At 74.6% G+C, this 18332-nt stretch carries 18 protein-coding genes; 11 read left to right on the top strand and 7 right to left on the bottom strand.

All coding sequences use genetic code 11. The annotated features are described in order from the left end of the window. Window positions 1-132: 132 nt before the first annotated feature. The 3 genes from ACIQ9P_RS18775 to ACIQ9P_RS18765 form a co-directional block, all read right to left on the bottom strand. Window positions 133-585: a (4Fe-4S)-binding protein gene (locus tag ACIQ9P_RS18775; RefSeq protein ID WP_402356689.1), complete on the bottom strand. Its 453-nt coding sequence runs from the start codon at window positions 583-585 to the stop codon at window positions 133-135. Further along, window positions 585-887, bottom strand: a complete 303-nt coding sequence (locus tag ACIQ9P_RS18770; protein WP_402356686.1) for a GNAT family N-acetyltransferase — start codon at window positions 885-887, stop codon at window positions 585-587. The genes ACIQ9P_RS18775 and ACIQ9P_RS18770 overlap by 1 nt, the downstream gene beginning before the upstream one ends. Before the next feature lie 182 nt (window positions 888-1069). Beyond that, window positions 1070-1978, bottom strand: a complete 909-nt coding sequence (locus ACIQ9P_RS18765) for a class I SAM-dependent methyltransferase (protein WP_402356683.1) — start codon at window positions 1976-1978, stop codon at window positions 1070-1072. 165 nt (window positions 1979-2143) lie between these two features. Between ACIQ9P_RS18765 and ACIQ9P_RS18760 the strand changes: the two genes are divergently transcribed. The 3 genes from ACIQ9P_RS18760 to ACIQ9P_RS18750 all read left to right on the top strand — a co-directional run bounded on the left by ACIQ9P_RS18760 (window position 2144) and on the right by ACIQ9P_RS18750 (window position 6855). Then, complete coding sequence (locus ACIQ9P_RS18760; protein ID WP_402356680.1) at window positions 2144-3895, top strand: sensor histidine kinase; 1752 nt, start codon at window positions 2144-2146, stop codon at window positions 3893-3895. After that, on the top strand, window positions 3892-4551 hold the full coding sequence (locus ACIQ9P_RS18755; RefSeq protein ID WP_402356677.1) for a response regulator: 660 nt from the start codon (window positions 3892-3894) through the stop codon (window positions 4549-4551). Before ACIQ9P_RS18760 ends, ACIQ9P_RS18755 begins: the two co-directional genes overlap by 4 nt. A gap of 639 nt (window positions 4552-5190) precedes the next feature. Beyond that, window positions 5191-6855 carry a M20/M25/M40 family metallo-hydrolase gene (locus ACIQ9P_RS18750; protein WP_402356674.1) on the top strand — a complete coding sequence of 555 codons (1665 nt, stop codon included), beginning with the start codon at window positions 5191-5193 and terminating at the stop codon, window positions 6853-6855. A 139-nt stretch (window positions 6856-6994) separates the two neighbouring features. On the opposite strand, the gene ACIQ9P_RS18745 is transcribed toward ACIQ9P_RS18750, so the two are convergent. Continuing rightward, window positions 6995-7603 (bottom strand): winged helix-turn-helix domain-containing protein, encoded by a 609-nt coding sequence (locus ACIQ9P_RS18745; protein WP_402356671.1) that lies wholly within the window; start codon window positions 7601-7603, stop codon window positions 6995-6997. A 496-nt stretch (window positions 7604-8099) separates the two neighbouring features. Between ACIQ9P_RS18745 and def the strand changes: the two genes are divergently transcribed. The 6 genes from def to paaE all read left to right on the top strand — a co-directional run bounded on the left by def (window position 8100) and on the right by paaE (window position 13204). Beyond that, a complete protein-coding gene (def, locus tag ACIQ9P_RS18740; RefSeq protein WP_402356668.1) occupies window positions 8100-8795 on the top strand; it encodes a peptide deformylase in 696 nt (231 codons plus the stop codon). A 323-nt stretch (window positions 8796-9118) separates the two neighbouring features. Continuing rightward, complete coding sequence (gene paaA, locus ACIQ9P_RS18735; RefSeq protein WP_402356665.1) at window positions 9119-10192, top strand: 1,2-phenylacetyl-CoA epoxidase subunit PaaA; 1074 nt, start codon at window positions 9119-9121, stop codon at window positions 10190-10192. Beyond that, window positions 10189-10482, top strand: a complete 294-nt coding sequence (paaB, locus tag ACIQ9P_RS18730) for a 1,2-phenylacetyl-CoA epoxidase subunit PaaB (protein WP_030391930.1) — start codon at window positions 10189-10191, stop codon at window positions 10480-10482. The genes paaA and paaB overlap by 4 nt, the downstream gene beginning before the upstream one ends. A 17-nt stretch (window positions 10483-10499) precedes the next feature. Next, entirely contained in the window at window positions 10500-11381 is an 882-nt protein-coding gene (gene paaC / locus ACIQ9P_RS18725) for a 1,2-phenylacetyl-CoA epoxidase subunit PaaC (RefSeq protein ID WP_402356662.1), read from the top strand. 131 nt (window positions 11382-11512) lie between these two features. Further along, window positions 11513-12025, top strand: coding sequence for a 1,2-phenylacetyl-CoA epoxidase subunit PaaD (gene paaD / locus ACIQ9P_RS18720; protein ID WP_402357041.1), 513 nt, complete (start codon window positions 11513-11515; stop codon window positions 12023-12025). Beyond that, complete coding sequence (gene paaE, locus ACIQ9P_RS18715; RefSeq protein ID WP_402356659.1) at window positions 12026-13204, top strand: 1,2-phenylacetyl-CoA epoxidase subunit PaaE; 1179 nt, start codon at window positions 12026-12028, stop codon at window positions 13202-13204. 127 nt (window positions 13205-13331) lie between these two features. On the opposite strand, the gene ACIQ9P_RS18710 is transcribed toward paaE, so the two are convergent. Then, window positions 13332-14501: an NAD(P)-binding domain-containing protein gene (locus ACIQ9P_RS18710; protein WP_402356656.1), complete on the bottom strand. Its 1170-nt coding sequence runs from the start codon at window positions 14499-14501 to the stop codon at window positions 13332-13334. A gap of 262 nt (window positions 14502-14763) precedes the next feature. Beyond that, window positions 14764-15138: a YbjQ family protein gene (locus ACIQ9P_RS18705; RefSeq protein ID WP_402356653.1), complete on the bottom strand. Its 375-nt coding sequence runs from the start codon at window positions 15136-15138 to the stop codon at window positions 14764-14766. Between the two features lie 147 nt (window positions 15139-15285). Between ACIQ9P_RS18705 and ACIQ9P_RS18700 the strand changes: the two genes are divergently transcribed. Both ACIQ9P_RS18700 and ACIQ9P_RS18695 read left to right on the top strand, forming a co-directional pair. Beyond that, on the top strand, window positions 15286-16218 hold the full coding sequence (locus ACIQ9P_RS18700; protein ID WP_402356650.1) for a hypothetical protein: 933 nt from the start codon (window positions 15286-15288) through the stop codon (window positions 16216-16218). A 58-nt stretch (window positions 16219-16276) separates the two neighbouring features. Then, window positions 16277-17071 carry a peptidyl-tRNA hydrolase gene (locus ACIQ9P_RS18695; RefSeq protein WP_402356647.1) on the top strand — a complete coding sequence of 265 codons (795 nt, stop codon included), beginning with the start codon at window positions 16277-16279 and terminating at the stop codon, window positions 17069-17071. Window positions 17072-17211: 140 nt separating this feature from the next. On the opposite strand, the gene ACIQ9P_RS18690 is transcribed toward ACIQ9P_RS18695, so the two are convergent. After that, window positions 17212-18330 carry a fatty acid desaturase family protein gene (locus ACIQ9P_RS18690; RefSeq protein ID WP_402356644.1) on the bottom strand — a complete coding sequence of 373 codons (1119 nt, stop codon included), beginning with the start codon at window positions 18328-18330 and terminating at the stop codon, window positions 17212-17214. Window positions 18331-18332: the final 2 nt, after the last annotated feature.

The raw sequence follows: 18332 nt of genomic DNA, 5'->3' as shown, positions 1-18332 counted from the left end.
ACACAGCGACTGACAGATTTCAAAATCTGTCATCTGAAATCTGTCAGCTGTCATTTGTCGATCCTGGAGTCCGGGGGCTTCGGAGGGTGGGCGAGCGAGGGGCCGGCCGGGTGCGACGGTCTCCGGAGCCGGTCAGTCCTCGTGCCCGCCGCACGCCCCGCTCCGGTCGCAGTACGGCGGCTCCGCGCTCCGGCCGCAGCCGCACAGCATCGCCCGCGGCGTCTCCCGGACCTCCCCCGACGCCTCCGTCACCCGCAGCTCGCCCCGGACCAGCAGCCGACCGTCGGCCGTCCGCCGCACCGTGGTCGGCCGGTCCGGGTCCTCGGTCCCGCCGTCCGCCGACCGGTAGGCCAGCGCGCCCGTCGGGCAGCGGCGCACCACCTCGGCGACGATGCCGGGCTCGGCGGCGTCCGGCATGATCCACGGCCGCCGCGCCGTGTCGAACACCGCCGGCAGGCCGCGGACGCACTCGGCGGCGTGTCGGCACAGCCGGGCGTCGAAGGACACCGTGATCCCGGCCCCCCGGTACGCCCGGGCACCGCGGTCGCGTGCGCCCTCGGCGCCTGTGCCGCCGGCGGTGGTCATCAGTCGCTCACCCGGCTCCGGTTCTCGTACGCCAGGTCGATGTAGTCGGGATGCCGGAGCATCCACCCCTTGATGAACGGGCACGTCGCCAGGACCGGCAGCCCCCGCTCCCGCGCGTCGTCCAGGGCGGCCCGGGCCAGTGCCCCGCCGACGCCCTGTCCCTCGTACGCGGGCTCGACCACCGTGTGCGGATACACCACCAGCTCGTCGCCGCGCAGGTACTCGGCGAACCCGGCCAGGGTGTCGTCGGTCCACGCCTCGAAGCGGCCGCCGCCCTCGGCGTCACGGATCGTGAGTGTCATCGCGGACTCCTCGTTGCTCGAAGCGCTGCGCGGCCTGCCGCCCGGGTCCGTTGCTCGCCGAGCCGGCCGGGCCGGGGGCCGCCCGGTCCATCATCGGGCGGACGCGGCGACCCCGCCCGTCGGGCCGTCGGCGCTCGCGTCGGCGCCCGTGCTCGCGGGCTCCGTGCTCGCGGGGCCTGCGCTCACGGGCCGGCACCCACGGCCCCCGCGTCCTCGGGTGCCGCGTCCGTCGCCGTCCGGCCCCCGCCCGGGGCGCGCAACAGGTGGGCCCGTGCCGGGGGGACGTTCCGCCAGACCACCCGGCTCCCCAGGCCGTAGTCCTCCTCGAACCGGCGCAGCAACCGCAGCACCGCCCGGTGCCGCGAGCCCTGTCGGGGGCCGGACGTCAGCAGCCGTGCCGCCGATGTCCCCAGGTATCCGAAGTACGTCAGCTCGCCTCCCGGTACCAGCAGTCGCAGATAGAGGTCGAGGACGCGCCGGACCTCCGCCGGCTCGAAGTTCGTGAACGGCAGCCCCGACACGATCACGTCGTACCGTTCGGCGACCGCCCGCGGCCCGCCGCCCTCGCGGCCGCCGTCCCCGTCCTTGTCCTCGTTTCCGTCCCTGCCGTCGTCGCCGGTGGCGGGCGGGCCGCACCCCGGGAGGTCCTGCACCCGGCACGTCGACAGCCGCAGGCCCAGCTCCGCCCCGCGTCGCGACAACTCCTCGTCCGTCCGCAGCCGTTGTGCGAACCTGGGATTGGGTTCCACCACGTGCAACCGGTCTCCCGCCCGCAGCACCCGGACCAGCCGCCGCGTCACCGCACCCGTCCCGGCCCCCACCTCCAGCACGGAGAGCGGCCGGTCCGGGCGGCTCGTCGCCGGGACCGCGAGCGCGTTCACCAGCTCCACCCCGCTCGGCGCCACCGCGCCCGTCAGCCGGAAGGCGCGCAGTGCCTCGGACAGGAAGAGCCACCCGTCGCCGCCGCTCCGCCCCTGCCGTGCGGCGCGAGCGGTCACGGCGTTCGCGGGCTCCGGGGTGGCGGCGCGGGAGGGGGCGGAGGCGGGGGAAGCGGGGGAAGTGGGGCCGTGGCAGAGCTGAGGTGGCGTCATGACAGCGACGCTAGAGATGGTTCGTCCTGCGTGGAACGGCCGAAAGACGCTCGGCACCCCCGACGAAAGTCGAGGGTGCCGATGGCCGATCGGCAGGGGTGGCGCACGGTCGGTCCGTCGTAGCATCGGGCCCCGGACGAGGGACGGAAGGAGGCGACGAACGAAATGAACGACCGGACCCGACCGCCTCGCCCGGCCCGTCAACTCCCCCTGACCCGTTGGGCCGGGCCGTTCCGTCGGATCGAACCGCCGGGCACACCGCGCCGTCCGCGCGCCGCGCGGCTCGGCTGGTACGCCCCCGGACGACACCGCCCGACCGAGACGCTGCTCCTGCTGACCGTTCTCGTGCTCGCCGTCGAGGAGACCCTCGCCCAGTGGCGCGTCCACGATCTCCCCTGGCGCCCGGTGCGCGTGGCCGGGGCCGTGTTCGCCGCGCTGTCCCTGCTGCTCGCCCGCCGCCACCCGGTCGCCGCCGCCGTCCTGCCGGTTCTCCTCAGCGGACTGCTGAACCGCGCTTTCCCGGGCCTGTTCAGCGTCTTCCACCTGGCCTCGACGGGCCGCTCCGGTCCGGCGCTCGCTGCCGCCGTCGTGCTCGCGGGGCTCGGAGCGGTCCGTGTCGACTCGCTCGCCGACTGGGCCGGCACCACCGGGTCCCAACTCCTGATCGAGGCGGCCGTCCTCTCCTTCGGTCTGTGGCTGCACAGCCGCCGTGTGCTGATCCGGACCCTGAACGCCAAGGTCGAAGCGCTGGACCGGGAGCGCGAACTCCGGTCCGACCAGGCCCGTTCCGCCGAACGTGCCCGGATCGCACGCGAGATGCACGACGTCCTGGCCCACCGGCTCAGCCTCCTCGTCCTGCACGCCGGTGTGCTGCGCGACCGGGCCCGGGCCGGCACGGCGGCGGACGACCCGGAACGCCTCGCCCATCGCCTCGAACTGCTCCGCGCCACGGCGGCCCGCTCGCTCGACGACCTGCGCGACGTCCTCGGAGCGCTCCGGGCCGACCCGGCCGAACTCCTGGGGGCGTCCCCGCCGGACGGGCCGCCGGAGCCGCGCGGTCCGTCCGGCCCCGCAGGTCCTTTCGGTCACGGGGGTCGGTCCGGTCCCGGCGGACCGACCGGTGGTGGCGCTGGGGCCGGTGCCGACGGTGCCACCGGGGCGCTCGACGGCGTCCGCACCGCCACCGGGTGGGGGAGTGCGGGCACAGGTGCGACCACGGGCCCGCGCGTCGAACCGGACTCCCGTCCGCCCGTTCCCGCGCCCGCCCTGCGTGACCTCGCCGAACTGGTCGCCGAGGCCACCGGTGCGGGCCAGCGGGTGGAACTCGCCCTCGCCGGTGACCCGGAGGACATCCCGACCACCCACCGGCTGGCCGTGCACCGGGTCGTCCAGGAGGCGTTGACCAACGCCCGCAAGTACGCGCACACCGCCCCGGTCACCGTCCGCGTCCGGTACGGCGCGCCCGCGACGACCGTCGAGGTGCGCAACGGCGCGGGCGCCCCGGCTCCGGCCGGTGCCTGTACCGGGGGCGGTTACGGCCTGGTCGGGCTCGGTGAGCGGATCGGCGCGCTCGGCGGGCGCTTCGACGCGGGCCCCGACGGCCGGGGCGGGTTCCGGCTCGCGGCCCGCCTGCCGGCACCGGTCCGGTCACCGTCCGGCTCGGCCGTCCGCGCACCGGGCCGGACGGTCGGCCGGGCGGCGGCCGCCCGCACGTCGGATCCGACCCGCGCTCGGAACCCGGGGATCGCACCCATGGCACCCACCGCACCAATCACACCTGCCGTACCGGCCGTACCGGCCGTACCCGCCGCAGCCGTCGTACCCGCCCGCCGCGGCGCACCACCCGACGGCGTTCCACCCGTCCCACCGGCCGCCGGCCCGCAGACCGGCCCGAACCCACCGAGCGAGGCGACGTGATCCGCACCATGGTGGTCGACGACGACGCGCTGGTCCGGCTCGGACTCGTCGACCTGCTCGCCCAGGACCCGGAGCTGACCGTGGTCGCCGAGGCCGCCGACGGCCTGGAGGCCGTCGAACTCGCCGCCCGCCAGCGCGTCGACGTCGCCCTGATGGACATCCGGATGCCCAGGCTCGACGGCATCGCCGCGACCCGGCGCCTCCGCGCGCTGCCGGACGGCCCGCGCGTCATCGCGCTCACCACCTTCGACCTCGACGAGTACGTCTACCGCGCGCTCGCGGCCGGGGCCGACGGCTTCCTGCTCAAGGACACCCCGCCCGCCGAGATCGCCCGCGCCGTCCACGTGGTCGCCGCCGGGCAGGGCATGCTCCACCCGGCCGCCGCCCGCCGCCTCATCGACCGTTACCACCGCACCGGTGAGCCCCGCGCGGTCGCGGCCCGGGACCGGCTGGCGGGGCTGACGCCGCGCGAGGGCGAGGTACTGCGCGAACTCGCCGTCGGCCGTTCCAACGCCGAGATCGCGGCCGTCCTAGGGATGCGCGAGAGCACGGTCAAGGCCCATGTCAGCCGGATCCTCACCGGACTGGGTGTCGGCAACCGCGTCCAGGCGGCGTTGCTCGCCCGGGACGCCGGACCGGTCGGCGACGGCGGCTGACCCGACCGCCCTGCCGTTCTGCGCCGTTCCGCCGTCATTTCCGCCTGATCGCGTGGGAACACCGTGATTTGCCCCGAACCGACCGCCCCCGGATCAGCGCCGCGCGGTACTCGACGCCGATCCGCCGTCACCCATCTGGCTTGGAAAAGGCGCGGCTTGGCGTCCTGTGCTGCCGAACCCCGGCCCCGGGTCCATGGTGGAGGTGGGCGCGATCCGGCGACCGCGCCCGCGCGCCGAGCCGGGTTCGCATGTCGTGCGCCGACCGCCGTCCAGCGGCCGGGCGACGGGGCGCAATCCGGCCCCGGCACGCTGGGAGCAGGGCCACCTCGCAGGAAACCGAACGGTTCTTCTAGGCTCACATATCGGCTTCCCTGTGGTGGTGCGTCGTTCTGCGCCCGCCGCAAGGGAAGCCGCCGTCCACGGAGGCCCGGGACGATCGGGGCCACCGGATCGAGCGAGGAGGACGCACATGCCACACACGCCGCCCAGTCGTTCCAGCGTACTTGGAACGGACGGACGTTCTTGGTGTCCCGCCGTCACGGCCGGGCCCGTCGGCCCGGTGACCTGGTCGGGGCGGACCGGTCGCCCCGGCCGACCCGCGCGGCCGCTGTATACCGGCGGCGGCCGCGGAGGCAAGCGTTGAGTCCTCAAGCCGTCCGCCCCGCCACTCCCGCGGCGAGCCCCACGGCCGCCGCGACCTCTGTCCCCGCCGCTGCCCCGGTGGCCGTCGCCGTCGGCGCGAGCACGGCCCAGGCCGCGATCACCGCTCCGGCCGCGATCACTGCTCCGGTGACGACGGTCGCTCCGGCCGTGCCGGCCGTCACCGTATCCGTCGCCACCAGTGCCACCGCCACCGGCGTGAACACCGTCCCGGCTCCCACGATGACGGCCGGCGCCACCCTTGCCGCCGTCACCACGACAGCAGCCCCCACTGCCTTCGCCCCCGTCGAGCCGACCAGGACCGCCGGCGCCGCTCACGGCACCGACGCCCCCGGCACGACCGCGAGAACCGGCACCGCTCGAACCACCCTCGCCCCGGCCACCCCCACACCCGCCGCCGCGCCACCCACCGCAGCGGCCCCCCACACTCCGGCCGTCACCGACAGCGAGGGCCAGTTCGGCCCCACCGCCGCTCTCCCCGGTCTGCCCCAGGCGCTCACCACCCGTGCCCGCACCCTCGCCGGAGCCGTTCGGCGACGCTGCGCGGACCTGGCCCGGATCGAGTCCCCCAGCGGCGACGCGCCCCGACTCGACGCCCTTGCCGAGGAGTTGGCCGCCGGATTCCGGGCCACCGGCGCGACGGTCCAGCGCGAACCGGGCCCGGCCGGCGACCATCTCGTGCTCCAGTGGGAGGGGCGGGACGAAAGCCTGCCGCACCTCCTCGTCGTCGGTCACCACGACACCGTCTGGCCGGCCGGCATCCTCACCGACTGGCCGGTCACGGAGCAGGACGGCACCCTGAGCGGGCCCGGCGTGGTGGACATGAAGGGCGGACTCGCCATCCTGGAAGGCGCCTTCGCCCTGCTCGCCGACCTCGGCCAACGCCCCCACCGCACGGTCCGGCTGGTCGTGGTCTCCGACGAGGAGGTCGGCAGCCCGGACGGCAAGCGCCTGGTCGAACGCCAACTGCGGGACGCCGCTGCCGTACTGGGCCTCGAACCGCCCCACCCGGACGGCCGGCTCAAGACCGCCCGCCGCGGCTCCACCCGGGTGCGGCTCACGGTCACCGGGCGCGAGGCGCACGCCGGCAACGACGCCGCCGACGGCGTCTCGGCGGTCGACGAACTGGTCGACCAGCTCGTCGCCGTCCGCGGCCTGGTCAGCTTCCCCGGCACCGAGCTGAACGCGGGCCGGATCAGCGGCGGCAGCCGGGCCAATGTCGTGGCGGGCCGGGCCGAGGCGGAACTCGGGCTGCGCTTCTCCACCACCGAGGCCCAGCGCCGGACCCTCGACAACCTCGCCCGGCTGACGGCCCTGCGGCCGGGCGCGCGGGTGCGGACCGAGGTGCTGTCCAGCCGTCCGGCCTGGCCCGAACGCTCCGCGAACCCGCTGCTGCGCCACGTCCGCTCGCTCGCGGCCGTGCTCGGGCAGCAGTTGGACGGCGGTCCGGCGGGCGGTGCGGGTGACACCAATCTGCCGGGCTCGCGCGGACTCCCCACGCTCGACGGCTTCGGCGCCGTCGGCGGGGGCGCGCACGCCCGGCACGAACACATCCGGATCGACCAGCTGGCACCGAGGATCGCACTGCTTGCGGCGCTCCTCGCCGTTCCGCTCCCGCGGTTGCGCGACCGTTCGGAGGGGTGACGGGCCCGAGCGCCGGATCGGCGGCGGCCGGCGACGGCTGACGACTGCCCGTCGGTAGTCGGCGAACGGTGGCTGATGGCGGCTGACGGCTGGCAGATGATGAAATCTGTCAGCCGTCAGCCGTCAGCCGTCAGCAGTTTCAGCGTGCCTTCGTGTCGCCGCCGGTGTCCGCGAGCAGGGGGAACAACCGGGCGACCGCCGCCACGGGGTGCGTTCCGGCGCGCGGTTCGCGCCCGCGGTAGGGCGCGAGCAGGGCTCGGACGGCGGCGCCGAGGTCGGCGAGTTCGTCGCTGGTGAGGTGGAGGACGTCGCTGGAGGTCTGGTCCCGCTGCCATTCGGCGGGCGCGGCGGACCGGTTGGCGAGCCAGTGCCGGTAGCTGCCGTCCTCCAGGTCGGTCGCCAGTTCGGGGGTCAGGTCGGACATGGGATCGTCGCCGGGCCGGCCGGCCGCCGGTGCGCCCGGCTCGGGCGGCATCAGCGACCCCTCCCACCGCAGTCGCCACGGGCGGGAGCGGCCGTCCCCGGTCGGCGCCTCCTCGATCAGCCCGTACCGGGCCAGCTGTCGGAGGTGGAAGGAGCACGTACCGGAACTCTGGCGGATCATCTGTGCCGCCTGGTTCGAGGTGATGCTGCCCCACTCGGCGATCAGGTCGAGCAGCGCGGCGCGGACCGCGTGCTGCGGCAGCGGCCGGGAGGGCGCCCCGCTCTGGAGGGCGGCCGGTTCGGCGGGATTGTTGTGGGTGGTCACTTTGCAAAGACTCTGCTTTGCAAAGTTCCTTGGCAAGTGCGGGTCGCGCGAGGCTGTGGAAAAGCAGTGTTTTCATCCGATGTACGGCCATTGACGGGCCGCGAGAGGCGACCTGGTGGCCGTCAGTTCCACACTTTGCAAAGTGCGCACTTTGCAAAGTGTGGAAGAGTGGCGAGCAGTGGAGTCGATGGCGGAACGCCCGTGTCGGCTCCTGCCCGCCACTCTTCACTCGCCAAGGGCCGAGTGCCACCCGCCGCGTCCGGCGCCGTGGCACCGGGACCGCGGCAGTGCGGTGTGGCAACGCGGCAACGGAGCAACTCGGCGAGCAGCGGCGCGCGAAGGCGAGAACGCGCGAATGCGAGACCGCGGGATTGCGGCAACGCGGGCGCGCGGAGGACAGTGACGCGGCCCTGCGGCGCCGAGGCCCCACGGGGCCGCGCGACCGCGGCGATGCGGCGGCGCAGAGGAATCGGGCAGGACGGAGGGGGAGCAGGTCATGGCGCGACGCGAGTCGACGGTCCAGCGGGTGGAGCCGGTCCGGGGGCAGGTGAGGTTGCAGGGCGAACCGGTGGCGGCGTACCCGGAGGTGCCGCCGGAGGCACTGCGGGGAGAGGTGCGGCGGATCACCGTCGTCGGGGAGGACGTGCTGCACCGTCGGTGCCGGGACGTGGCGGAGGACGAGTTCGGTACACCCGCGTTGGCGCGGCTGGTCGACGACATGTTCGCCACCATGCGGGTCGCCGAGGGGGCCGGTCTGGCCGCGAACCAGATCGGCGTCGACCTCCGGCTCTTCGTCTGGGACTGCTTCGACGATGACGGTGTCCGGCACGTGGGCCACATCTTCGACCCGGTGCTGGACGAGCTGCCCGCCGGGGCGCGTCGGCTGGTCGAGGACGAGGAGGGCTGTCTCTCCGTCCCCGGTCCGCGCGCCGCCCTGGCCCGCCCGGACCGGGCGGTGGTCCGGGGCCGGGACCTGGACGGCCGGCCGCTGGTCGTCGAGGGGCGCGGTTACTTCGCGCGCTGCCTCCAGCACGAGGCCGACCATCTGGACGGCGGTCTCTACATCGACCGCCTCGCCGCCCGGGAGCGGCGCGCGGTGCTGCGGCGCATGGAGGAGCGCAAGGCGGAGGTGTTCGCCGGGCGGGCCGTTCGGGCGGAGGAACTGGCCGCCCTGCGCCGGACGTCGGCCTGACCCGGGACTTCCGCGCCCTCGGCGAGTGACCGGCCGACGGCGGCACGTTACTCGGCCGGGCCCGAGCCCCCAGGGGCCCGGGCCCGGCCGTTCCCGTTCCCAGCCCTTCCCCATCCCCCGTCCTTCCCCGCTCCCGGCCCACGCCGTCGGGCCCGTCCCCGGGTTCGCCGCCCCGTCATCGGCGGTGCTCCCTTGTCAGTCGCCCGCCTCACCGCGCACAATGGTACCGACCGAACGGTCAGTCGGTTGCCCTCGGCGGGCGACCGCGCCGGCCGGGGCGGCCCGTCGACGGGCGGCGACAAAGGCAGCGAAAGGGGACCGTGGTGACAGCAGAGGTGGCCGAGCGGCCCGGGGCGTCGCCCGAGGAGGCGTTCGAGGCCGTCATCGCCGCGGAGCAGCGCATCGAGCCCCGCGACTGGATGCCCGACGCCTACCGGGCGACTCTCGTCCGCCAGATCGCCCAGCACGCCCACTCCGAGATCATCGGCATGCAGCCCGAGGGCAACTGGCTCACCCGCGCCCCCTCCCTGCGGCGCAAGGCGATCCTGCTCGCGAAGGCCCAGGACGAGGCCGGTCACGGTCTGTACCTCTACGCCGCCGCCGAGACCCTCGGCGTGGACCGCGCCGAGCTCACCGAGAAGCTGATCTCCGGCCGGCAGAAGTACTCCTCGATCTTCAACTACCCGACCCTCACCTTCGCCGACGTCGGTGTGATCGGCTGGCTGGTCGACGGCGCCGCGATCTGCAACCAGGTGCCGCTCTGCCGTTGCAGCTACGGCCCGTACGCGCGCGCCATGGTCCGTATTTGCAAAGAGGAGTCCTTCCACCAGCGCCAGGGCTACGAGCTGCTGATGACGCTGATGCGCGGCACCGAGGCCCAGCGGCAGATGGTCCAGGACGCGGTGGACCGCTGGTGGTGGCCGTCGCTGATGATGTTCGGCCCGTCGGACGCCGCCTCGCCGAACACCGCCCGTTCGATGGCCTGGCGGATCAAGCGGCACACCAACGACGAGCTGCGGCAGCGCTTCGTCGACATGACCGTGCCGCAGGCCGAGCACCTCGGAGTCACCCTCCCCGACCCGGGGATGAGCTGGAACGAGGAGCGCGGCAGCTGGGACTTCGGCGAGCCGGACTGGTCGGAGCTGACCCGGGTCATCCAGGGCCAGGGCCCGTGCAACACCGAGCGGGTCGAACGGCGGCGGGCCGCCCACGAGGACGGCGCGTGGGTGCGCGAGGCGGCCACCGCGTACGCGGAGAAGCGCCGCGCCGAGGCCGGGACGGGTGCGGGCCCGAGCACGTCCGCCGACACGGCTACGGCTACGGCTGCGAGCACGGCTTCGGGTACGAGAGCAGGCACGGGTACGGGTACGGGTACGGAACAGGAGAACGGAAAGTGACCGAGTCCAAGGCCGGCTGGCCGCTCTACGAGGTGTTCGTGCGCCCCCGGCGGGGCCTGAACCACGTGCACGTCGGTTCCCTGCACGCGGCCGACGACCGGATGGCGCTGCTCGCCGCCCGCGACCTCTACACCCGCCGCAACGAGGGCGTCAGCCTCTGGGTGGTCCGCTCCGACGCCATCACCGCGTCCACCCCGGACGAGCGCGACCCCTTCTTCGCGCCCAGCGGCGACAAGGTCTACCGCCACCCGACCTTCTACGACATCCCCGAGGATGTCCCGCACATCTGACCGGGAGCAGCCGAACCATGACCGACGACCACGTGTACCTGAGCCTCGCCGAGGCGTCCCCCGAGCCCGAGGGCGAGGGCCGCTGGGCGTACGGGACGGGCTTCGCCGACCCGCTGCTCGGGGTCGACACCGCCGTCCCGCCCGGGCTGGACGGGACCGACCTCGCCGCCTACTGCCTGATGCTGGGGGACGACGCGCTCATCCTCTCCCAGCGCCTGATCGAGTGGTGCACCCGCGCGCCCGAACTGGAGGAGGAGGTCGCGCTCGCGAACCTCGGCCTCGACCTCCTCGGCCAGGCCCGCCAACTGCTCACCCGGGCCGGGCAGGCGGACGGTTCCGGGCGGACCGAGGACGACCTGGCGTACTGGCGCGAGGAGCGGGACTTCCGCAACGTCCGCCTGGTCGAGGCGCCGAACGGGGACTTCGCGTACTCGATCGCCCGCCTGCTGCTGTTCTCCACCGTCCGCGGCGCGCTGTACGAGGCGCTGGCCGGGCACGCCGACCCGGTGCTGGCGGCGGTCGCGGCGCGCGGGGTGAAGGAGCTGGCCTACCACCGCGAGTACGCCACCGCGTGGACGCTGCGGCTCGGCGACGGCACGCCGTCCTCGGCCGCGCGGATGCAGGCCGGTCTGGACGCGGTCTGGCCGCTGCTGGAGGAGCTCTTCACCGCGCACCCGGTGGAGCCGCGGGTCGGGGTGGACCCGGCGACGCTGCGCGAACCGGTGCTGCGCTCGCTGGCGGCGGTGCTGGCGGAAGCCGGTCTGGCCGTGCCGGACGTGCCGGGGCTGGCGACCGTCGGCGGCCGGGCGGGCCGGGACGGCGTGCACAGTGAGGCCCTGGGCCCGCTGCTCGCCGAGCTGCAGGTGCTGGCCCGTGCGCATCCGGGCGCGACGTGGTGACGGCCGTGGCCGGGGAGCGTGAGTCGGCCGGGGAGCGTACGTCGGCCGCTGAGCACTCGTCGAGCGGTGAGCGTGCGAGGAGCGGGTCGGCCTGGGCGGTGGCGGCCGCCGTGCCGGACCCCGAGCTGCCGATGCTGACCCTGGCCGACCTGGGCGTGCTGGCCGAAGTCGAGGTGGCCGACGTCGAGGTGGGCGGTGTTGAGGCGGGCGGTGTCGAGGCGGGCGGCGGCCCGGGTGACAAGGTGGTGACCGCCTGGCTCACCCCGACGTACTCGGGCTGCCCCGCCGTCGCCGAGATGGCCGCCGATGTGGACCGGCGGCTGCGCGCGGCCGGGTTCGCGGACGTCCGGGTCCGGCTGCGGCTCGACCCGCCGTGGTCGACCGATCTGATCACCGCCGAGGGTCGGCGCAAGCTCGCCGAGGCCGGCATCGCCCCGCCCCGGCCCGGGGGCGGGGCGGCGGCCGGCGGCGCCACCCTGCTGAGCCTCGGCCCGACCCGGACGGTGGCCGCCGCGCCCGTCGCCTGCCCGCTCTGCGGCGGCACCGATACCGAGGAGCTGTCCCGCTTCGGCTCCACCGCGTGCAAGGCGCTGTGGCGCTGCCGCGAGTGCCGCGAGCCTTTCGAACGCGTCAAGGAGATCTGAATGGCCGCCGTCCCACCCGCCACCCCCGCCGCTGCCCCGGCCGCCGCGTCGGCCGTCCCGCCGTCGGCGGCGACGGCCACGCCGCCGCCCGTCCGCCCGGCCCGCCGTCCGGCCTTCCACACGCTGCGGGTCGCCGCGGTGGAGCGGCTCTGCGACGACGCCGTCGCCGTGACCTTCGCGGTGCCGGACGGGCTCACGGCGGAGTTCGCGTTCCGTCCGGGGCAGACGCTGACGCTGCGCCGGGTGGTGGACGGGGTCGACGAGCGCCGCTCGTACTCGATCTGCGCCCCCGTCGGCGGCCCGCTGCGGATCGCCGTGCGCGAGGTGTCGGGCGGCCTGTTCTCCCGCTGGCTGGTGCGGGACGCCGGGCCGGGGGAGGAGGTGGAGGTGCTGACGCCGTCCGGTCTGTTCACCCCGGACCTCGGCGAGCCCGCCGACCACGTGCTGCTGGCCGCCGGTTCCGGCATCACGCCGATGCTGTCCATCGCCGCTTCCGTGCTGGCCGCCGACCGCACCTCCACCGTGACCCTGCTCTACGGGAACCGGCGCAGCGACACCGTGATGTTCGCGGACGAGCTGGCCGACCTGAAGGACCGCTACCTGGGCCGGTTCCAGCTGGTCCACGTGCTCTCCCGGGAGACCCGGGACGCCGAACTGCTCAGCGGCCGCCTCGACCCGGAGCGGGTCGAGGCGCTGCTGCGGGCGCTGGTGGACGTGACGGCGGTCGGCCACTGGTGGCTCTGCGGGCCGTTCGGCATGGTCACCGGGGCCAAGGAACTGCTCGGCGGACTGGGCGTGCCGACGGAGCGGGTGCACCAGGAGCTGTTCCACGCCGAGGACGAGCCGGTCAGTGAACGCGCCGACGACACACCCGGCACGGCGGCCGGCGCCGAGGGCGTCGAACGCAGCGAGGTCACCGTCGTCCTGGACGGCCGGGGCAGCACGCTCAGTCTGCCGCGCGACCGGTCGGTGCTGGACGGCGCCCAGCGTTCCCGGCCGGACCTGCCGTTCGCCTGCAAGGGCGGGGTGTGCGGGACGTGCCGCGCCCTGGTCACCGAGGGGGAGGTGGTGATGCGGCGGAACTTCGCCCTGGAGGAGAAGGAGCTGGCGGCCGGCTACGTCCTCACCTGCCAGGCCCGCCCGGTGACGGACCGGGTGACGGTCGACTTCGACCGCTGACGAGCGCCCGGAGCGCTCGTCCCGGACCGTTGCCCCCGGACCGCTCGCCCGGAGCGCTCGTCCCGGACCGTTGCCCCGGACGGAGGCCCGCCCCGGACGGCTGCCCGCCCGGTTCCACGGCTCGGCCCTACCCGGCCGCCGTCTCCGCCACCACCTCGACGCCGGCCGGGGCGCCGAGCAGCCCGACGATCTCGTTGACCGCCGCCCGGCCCGCGCGGTTGGCGCCGACGGTGCTGGCGGACGGCCCGTAGCCGACCAGGTGGACCCGGGGGTCGGCGGTGGCCCGGGTGCCGGTCAGGGCGATGCCGCCGTCGGGGGAGCGCAGGCCGAGCGGGCCGAGGTGGCCGACCTCGGGGCGGAAGCCCGTCGCCCAGACGATCGCGTCGACGCCGAGTTCCTCGGATCCCCAGGCGACCCCGTGCTCGGTGAGGCGGTCGAACATCGGGCGGCGGTGCAGCGCGCCCAGTTCCTCGGCCCGGCGGTAGGCCACCGACGGGCCGAGCCCGGTCACGCTCACCACGCTGCGCACCGGCAGTCCCCGGCGGACCCGCTCCTCGACCTTGGCGACCACGGCGCGCCCGTACTCGGGGGTGAACGGCCCGGCGTGGAACACCGGCGGGGTGCGGGTGACCCAGACGGTCTCGCCGACCGCCGCGACCTCCGACAGCACCTGGATCGCGGAGGCGCCCCCGCCCACCACCAGGACCCGCTTGCCGGCGAACTCCTCCGGCCCCCGGTACGCGGCGTAGTGCAGCTGCCGCCCCGCGAACCGGCCGGGGTAGTGGGGTAGGAACGGCCGGGTCCAGGTACCGGTGGCGTTGATCAGCGCCCGGGCCGACCAGGTGCCGCTGTCGGTCTCGACCAGCAACCGGGCGTCGGGCCGCGCCGACTCCGACCGCACCGCCAGGACCTTGACCGGGCGTACCACCGGGAGCGCGTGCTGCGCCTCGTACGCCGCGAAGTACCCCGGGACCACCTCGCGCGCCGGTGCGTTCGGGTCGGGTTCGGGCAGTTCCACGTCGGGCAGGTCGTGGAAGCCGTGCACGGTGGCCATCCGCAGTGAGGGGGAGCGGTGGGCCCAGGCGCCGCCGGGGGCGTCGTCGGCGTCGAGGACGACGAAGCCCCCGCCGGTGTCACCGTCCCCGCCCGGCCCACCGTCCCCGCCCGCCTCGTGGTGCGGGGCGAAGCCGCGTCGGCGCAGGTGGTAGGCGGCGGACAGGCCCGCCTGACCCGCGCCGATCACCACGACGTCGACCCGGTGGATCGGGCCGGAGTTGGTTGCACCGTAAACAGTCACGCCGGTGAAACATCCGCTGCGCGGCTGGTGTTCCCGGCCGCCACCCGGCCGGGAACACAGCCGTGCGCGCGCCCGTCCGCAGGCACGCGCGGGCCCGCGCAGCTCCGTGCCGACGTCCGCCACCGCTGTGACGTCGAATCCGAACATCAGCACCGTCGGCCGTCCGTAGCCCACGGCCTGTCCGTAGCCCACGGTCTGTCCGCAGCCCACGGCCCGTCCGCGGCCGCGGGGCCGGGTCGGGCCGGCCCAGGAACCGCCGGCCTCAGGCCGTGGCCGGGGCGATCACCACCGCCGTGCCGTACGCGCAGACCTCGGTGCCGACGTCCGCCGCCTCCGTGACGTCGAACCGGAACATCAGCACCGCGTTCCCGCCGCGCGCCTTGGTCTGCTCGACCAGCCGCTCCATCGCCTCGTTCCGGCTCTCCACCAGGGTCTTGGTCAGGCCGCGCAGCTCGCCGCCGACCAGCGACTTCAGCGAGGCGCCGATCTGGCTGCCGATGTGCCGGCTGCGCACGGTCAGGCCGAAGACCTCGCCGATCACATGGTCCACCCGGTAGCCGGGGATGTCGTTGGTGGTGACCACCAGCACCTGCGCGTCCGGGCGCTGCCCGCCGCCGTACTCGTCGATGTTTGCCATGGCGCCCATCCTGCGGGCGGTTCGGCGCCGTCGAACAGAGGCGCGCGGGGGCGCGGCCGGGAGACGGCGGCGCGGTGACGGCGAGAACGCGAAGGGTAGCCGGAACAGACCGGTGATCGGACGGCCGAAAGGCCGTACCGTAGCCCCATGGGCGAGCGAAGCGATCATCCACAGGGGCCGGGCGCGGCGGAGGACTCGGGCGCGCAGGAGATCGAGGCGACGGTGGTCCTGGGACTGCGGATCACGAACTGGCCGGCGCTGCGCGCCGCGGCCATCGCGGCCGTGGAGGAACTGGACTTCGACGGCATCGATCCGGCCGGACAGCGCCGTGAACTGCTGCGCGAGGTGGCCGAGGACGCCAACGCGGCACTCGGCGCACTGCTGCACCCGGACCGGCTGGTGGCGGCGATCCCCGGGGTCGAGGCGGTCGGCGGAACGCTGGAGATCAGCGTCACCGAGGACTTCGCGCCGGACTTCGCGGAGCTGTTCCCGCTCGACGGCGAGGAGGAGGACGGCGGCGCCTCGGCGGGCGACTGGACGCTCACCCCGCGCACCGCGTGCCTGCTCCACGCCCAACTGCTCGGCCTGGCCGACGCCGCCTACGACGACCTCGACGAGCACGAGGACGAGCCGGTCACCGACGGCGAGGAGGCGGACTGGACGGTGTTCGGGAGGCTGCCGCAGCGCACCTGGCGCCTTCACCGCAGTTGGCGCCGCGCGATGGCGCGCACCTTCGACGACCTCGCCGACGACCTCGCGCTCGGCGAATGGCCGTTGCCGCGTTGCCTGGCCGAGGAGATCGCGCTGCGGATGGCGCTGGTGGACGCCCGGACACTGCTCGGCGCGCAGCCCGAGTCGGTCGCCGACATGATGGGCGACCTGCCCGCGGACCTGTACGACTACGACTGGGACGGCTGCCACGACGAGCTGTTCGGCGTCTACGGGCCGGACGACGGCGATCCGGAGCTGACCGCGGAGCAGCGCGCCGAACTGCTGCTCACCGCCACCCATCCGGAGGGCTGGTTCCTGAACTACGACGACGCGGAGGAGCGGGACGCGCAGCGCGGCTTCCGCCGCTGACCTCGCGTCCGGCGCCCCGCGGTGATCGCCGCGGGGCGGGGGCTGGCATGCTGGTCGGGTGACTTCTCCGTTCGACGCCCCCGTTCCCGACCCGGCCTCCGACCGGATTTCCGATCCGGCCCCGGGGACGACCGCCGCGCCGGCCTCCGCCCCGACACCGGAGGAGCGTGACAGCCGGGAGCAGTTCGTGCTGCCGCTGCTGGTCCGGATGGAGCGCGCGACGCCGCCCGGGCGGACCGACGCGCTGGAGACCTCGGCGCGGGCGGTGCTGACCCTGCTGAACGACCCGCGGACGGTCGAGCCGGAGGGCGAGTGGGCGGAGCGGGTGGCGGCCTGGGAGGACGCCCGGATCCGCAAGGTGGTGCGGCGGGCGCGGGGCGGCGAGTGGCGCCGGGCCGGGGAGCTGCCCGGGATCACGGTGACGGGGTCGGAGGCGGAGGTGCGGGTGTTCCCGCCGGTGCCGCTGGACGGCTGGCCCAAGGAGCTGGCGAAGCTCCAGGTGTCGGGCACGGACCTGGAGGAGACCGGCCCGGTCGGCCCGCCGGCGCCGGGTGTGCCGGTGCTGTGGCTGAACCCGGAGCTGGAGATGAGCGCGGGCAAGACGATGGCGCAGACCGGCCATGCCGCGCAGCTCGCCTGGTGGCGGCTGGACGAGGTCCGGCGCAAGGAGTGGGCGGAGGGCGGCTTCGCGCTCGCCGTCCGCACGGCGACGCCGGAGGCGTGGGCGGAACTCGTGGTGAGCGATCTCCCGGTGGTCCGGGACGCGGGCTTCACGGAGATCGCCCCGGGGCCGACCGTCGTCGTCGAAGGCGGCACGCGCTACTGCCCCACCCCGCGTCTCAGGCGCCCGTGAACGCGCCGCGCCGGCCCGCCGCGGCGACGTAGCGGGTCGGCGCGGCAGCGGGTCGGCGCGGTAGGTGGGACGGCGGGGCAGTGGGACGGCGCGGTAACGGGGCGGCGGGTCGGCGCGGCAGTGGCGCGCGCCGCCGGGCGTCAGGCCGGGACGAGCTCCCGCTCCTGCTCCGGGGTCGTGACCTTGGGCTTCCGGTTCGGCAGCGAGAGCCGGAAGACCCGGTGCCACGCGGAGAACACCTGCTTGGGAAGCGGGCCGGTGACGTACTCCAGCTCGTACTTCTCGAACAGCGCGCGCACCTTCACCGCGACCTCGGCGTACCGGTTGCTCGGCAGGTCCGGGAAGAGGTGGTGCTCGATCTGGTGCGACAGGTTGCCGGTCATGAAGTGCATGGCCTTGCTGCCGCTGATGTTCGCCGAGCCCATCATCTGGCGCAGGTACCACTGGCCGCGCGTCTCGCCCTGGATCGACCGGCGCTCGAAGACCTGCACGCCCTCGGGGAAGTGCCCGCACATGATCACCGAGTGGGACCAGATGTTGCGGACCAGGTTCGCCGTGAACGTGGCGCCGAGCGTGGTGAGGAACGAGGGGCCCGACAGCAGCGGGTGGATCACGTAGTCCTTGAGCACCTGCTTGCGGATCTTGCGGCCGACGGCGGCTGCCCGGGCGCGGAACTCCGGGTTCTTGCGGCGGCGCTTGTGCAGGTTCTTGCCGAGCTCCAGGTCGTACGCCGCGATGCCGTACTCGAAGAAGCAGGCGTTGAGGAAGTTCCACAGCGGCTGGCCGAGGTGGAACGGGTGCCACTTCTGGTCCTCGTCGACGCGCATGATGCCGTATCCGAGGTCGTTGTCCTTGCCGATCACGTTGGTGTACGTGTGGTGCAGCTCGTTGTGCGAGTGCTTCCACTGGTCGGACGGCGAGACGTGGTCCCACTCCCAGGTGGTGGAGTGGATCTTCGGGTCCCGCATCCAGTCCCACTGGCCGTGCAGGACGTTGTGGCCGATCTCCATGTTGTCCATGATCTTCGCCACGGACAGGCCGGCGGTGCCGATCAGCCACGCGGGCGGGAAGATCGAGAACAGCAGCACACCCCTGCTGGCCAGCTCCAGCTTGCGCTGCGCCGAGATGACCCGGCGGATGTAGGCGGCGTCCTTCTCGCCGCGATCGGCGATCACTTCGTCGCGGATCGCGTCCAGCTCGCGGCCGAGCTGCTCGATCTGCTCCGCGGTCAGGTGGGCGGTGGGGTCGATGGCGGTCAAGG

The organism is Kitasatospora sp. NPDC094019 (assembly GCF_044764505.1).
In the GTDB taxonomy this organism is placed as follows: Bacteria; Actinomycetota; Actinomycetes; order Streptomycetales; family Streptomycetaceae; genus Kitasatospora.
The sequence above is the reverse complement of the archived record's forward strand: the minus strand, read 5'-3'. Positions and strand labels throughout refer to the sequence as shown.

Coding starts and splice junctions, on each gene's coding strand:
- paaE (WP_402356659.1), top strand. CDS start 12,026: ATGGCCGCCGTCCCACCCGCCACCCCCGCCGCTGCCCCGGCCGCCGCG.
- paaD (WP_402357041.1), top strand. CDS start 11,513: ATGCTGACCCTGGCCGACCTGGGCGTGCTGGCCGAAGTCGAGGTGGCC.
- ACIQ9P_RS18760 (WP_402356680.1), top strand. CDS start 2,144: ATGAACGACCGGACCCGACCGCCTCGCCCGGCCCGTCAACTCCCCCTG.
- ACIQ9P_RS18765 (WP_402356683.1), bottom strand. CDS start 1,978: ATGACGCCACCTCAGCTCTGCCACGGCCCCACTTCCCCCGCTTCCCCC.
- paaC (WP_402356662.1), top strand. CDS start 10,500: ATGACCGACGACCACGTGTACCTGAGCCTCGCCGAGGCGTCCCCCGAG.
- def (WP_402356668.1), top strand. CDS start 8,100: ATGGCGCGACGCGAGTCGACGGTCCAGCGGGTGGAGCCGGTCCGGGGG.
- ACIQ9P_RS18775 (WP_402356689.1), bottom strand. CDS start 585: ATGACCACCGCCGGCGGCACAGGCGCCGAGGGCGCACGCGACCGCGGT.
- ACIQ9P_RS18705 (WP_402356653.1), bottom strand. CDS start 15,138: ATGGCAAACATCGACGAGTACGGCGGCGGGCAGCGCCCGGACGCGCAG.
- ACIQ9P_RS18770 (WP_402356686.1), bottom strand. CDS start 887: ATGACACTCACGATCCGTGACGCCGAGGGCGGCGGCCGCTTCGAGGCG.
- ACIQ9P_RS18700 (WP_402356650.1), top strand. CDS start 15,286: ATGGGCGAGCGAAGCGATCATCCACAGGGGCCGGGCGCGGCGGAGGAC.